At 54.2% G+C, this 2269-nt stretch carries 4 protein-coding genes; 1 reads left to right on the forward strand and 3 read right to left on the reverse strand.

Annotated elements, in window-relative coordinates; genetic code table 11:
- From PLA23_RS12665 to recJ, 3 genes are all read right to left on the reverse strand, one after another.
- The coding region (locus PLA23_RS12665) for an NAC domain-containing protein (protein ID WP_324475417.1) at positions 1–93 on the reverse strand (93 nt) is incomplete at its 3' end.
- A gap of 2 nt (positions 94–95) precedes the next feature.
- Positions 96–554, reverse strand: a complete 459-nt coding sequence (locus tag PLA23_RS12670; RefSeq protein WP_324475413.1) for a PUA domain-containing protein — start codon at positions 552–554, stop codon at positions 96–98.
- Positions 526–1932 (reverse strand): RecJ family nuclease, encoded by a 1407-nt coding sequence (recJ, locus tag PLA23_RS12675; RefSeq protein ID WP_324475414.1) that lies wholly within the window; start codon positions 1930–1932, stop codon positions 526–528. The genes PLA23_RS12670 and recJ overlap by 29 nt, the downstream gene beginning before the upstream one ends.
- Before the next feature lie 87 nt (positions 1933–2019).
- Here recJ and PLA23_RS12680 point away from each other — a divergent pair.
- On the forward strand, positions 2020–2269 hold a 250-nt coding region (locus PLA23_RS12680; protein WP_324475415.1), incomplete at its 3' end, for an NAD(P)H-hydrate epimerase.

Raw genomic sequence — 2269 nt, forward strand, 5'->3', positions numbered from 1 at the left:
GACAATCTCCTGTACATCCTCAATCGGTTTGATATCCATCCCGAGCTGTTTCATCATCTGTTTCATCTTGCGGGGATTCATTCCAGGTATCATGATTATTCCTCTTTTTTTATGCCGTGCCGGACCGAGACTGCCATCCCGGTCTCACAGGCTATCATCTCCGTTCCTGATACGACCGCTTCACCGATCGCAAGAAACCGGTCATCCTGCTCCACGACAAGAACCTCATCACCGGCGTGGATATCAGGATCAGCCTGAACCACATGCCTGCAAAAGAGATTCTTGCCGGCAGCGATGAATGAGGTGACATCCTCCCTGACCTCCACACGGCCGGTCTTCCCACAAAGGACTTCATGAAGGCGTTTTCCCCCGGCAAGCCCGAGCGTCAGACGCCCGTCATGGGCCCGGAGGGTTGCAAGGCGCTTTCCGTCAAGGAGCACCTGACGGACTCCTCCCCGGCGGGATGTAATAAACCTGCAGGAATCAGGAAACAGATGGATGCCTGTACCCCTGCCAAACTGGAGATCAGCGATGGTCCTGACACGACTGAGCATATTGCTGCGCTAATATTCGGTTGACATCTTCGATAAATGCACGCTCCTGATCCTTTGGAATAAAGGCTCCGGCGGCGATCCGGTGACCCCCACCTGAACATCCCTCCCGGCCCTCGCATGCCAGGGTGAGTGCCTGCTGGAGATCAATCCCTTTACTGACCACCTCAGGACGGGTCCGCATGGATATCTTCGTCATCGACGGGTCAAGGGAGTCCTCGCACATGATCAGGATCGGTTTCTCCGGGTTCAGTCTGGAAAGTGCCATACCGGCCCCGATGCCGACAATCGTATCAGGAAACCTCCCGCCCACATGGATATAAAGCATATGCGAGAGTTCGCTCACCCCGGTATCCGTGATGTACATCATAACCTCCCGAATCTTACTCCGGTGATTACGGAGCATGTGTTCCGCTTCCCGGTAGGCTGCCACCCGGTCACCACGGCAGATAGCCCCACCCAGCTCAGGACGCTGCCACCGGCCACAGGAGTTGAGCATTGTTGCAAATTCAGAGGCATTCCGAAGTGATGCCTGATGGCGGTCCTCATCAGGGAATATATAATGATCAGCAAAGAGACGGCTGGTGTCCTTCCCATGGGCGACCATCTGCTCTATCACGGCACAGCAGACCTGCTGTTTCTGATCAAACGAGAGATCTTCCCAGACCGGCCACTTGTTCGGCTGCACCGGAGTAATCCCGATCCGCTCAAGAAACGCACCGGCCCCGTCAGGATCCCTGCTCACGCCAGGAATATCCAGATCATCAGAATAGGCCAGAGACTGCGGTAACGGGCGGGTGGAGATCCCATAGATATTCAGATCACGCTCCCAGAGTTCTACCGTGCCATGCCGGATCCCGTCATTGAGAATATCCCGTGCCGGCCCGGTCAGGCAGAGATGCTCGCGGTCCATCATGTCGCCGATATTTCCGATGATTGCGAGCTTGGCAAGATCCATGTTTACTGAATCCAGCTCATGGGCCAGCAGATATGAGATCCCTGCCGCACTCATCTTCTCGTGACCATGATTCAGACAGTTCACCTCGATGAACGGATCGCCATGCTCTGCCGGCTGGCTGACATGATGATCGATGATGATCGTCCGGGAGGGGTCAAGGCCTTTCTCAATGAGCATCTGCTGCTGACCAGATCCCAGATCGGAAAATATCTTGACCGAGGAGGTATCCGGGATCTGATCCAGCGTCAACGGATCAAGCTGACGCACAAAGGTTGTCGAGACGCGGATTCCTTCACGACTCAGGGCCTGCGCAAGTATTGCCTCACTGGTAATACCATCCGCATCAATATGTGAGATAATGGAAACTTCTTCACAGGACCGGAGGGCATCAGCAGCAGCCCTGATATCCTCAACAAGACTCATTCAGGTACTATATGCAGGTATCAGAAAAAGAGGAATGTGCCCGGAACATAGAGAAGATGAAAATGAGATGATAATCAGGAGGGTTTTATGACAGGACACGTCCCTGGACGCCAATTCCCGGATGATCTTGTAGACTATACCGGATTTTCAGAATCAGGACTCATATCCCCTGCGGAGATGCGTCGCATTGATAGGAACGCACAGGCGCTTGGTATCAGCGAGCGTGAACTCATGGAGGCTGCCGGTATGGGAATTGCGATGGCTGCCCGGAAATACCATCCGGATACAATACTCGTCCTCTGCGGAAGCGGCAATAATGGCGGGGATGGGATGGTAT

The organism is Methanospirillum sp. (genome assembly GCF_035406105.1).
Taxonomy (GTDB): Archaea; Halobacteriota; Methanomicrobia; order Methanomicrobiales; family Methanospirillaceae; genus Methanospirillum.

Bases quoted from the DNA above. Each gene is read 5' to 3' on its own strand.
- PLA23_RS12670 (WP_324475413.1), bottom strand. From the start codon at position 554: ATGCTCAGTCGTGTCAGGACCATCGCTGATCTCCAGTTTGGCAGGGGT.
- recJ (WP_324475414.1), bottom strand. From the start codon at position 1,932: ATGAGTCTTGTTGAGGATATCAGGGCTGCTGCTGATGCCCTCCGGTCC.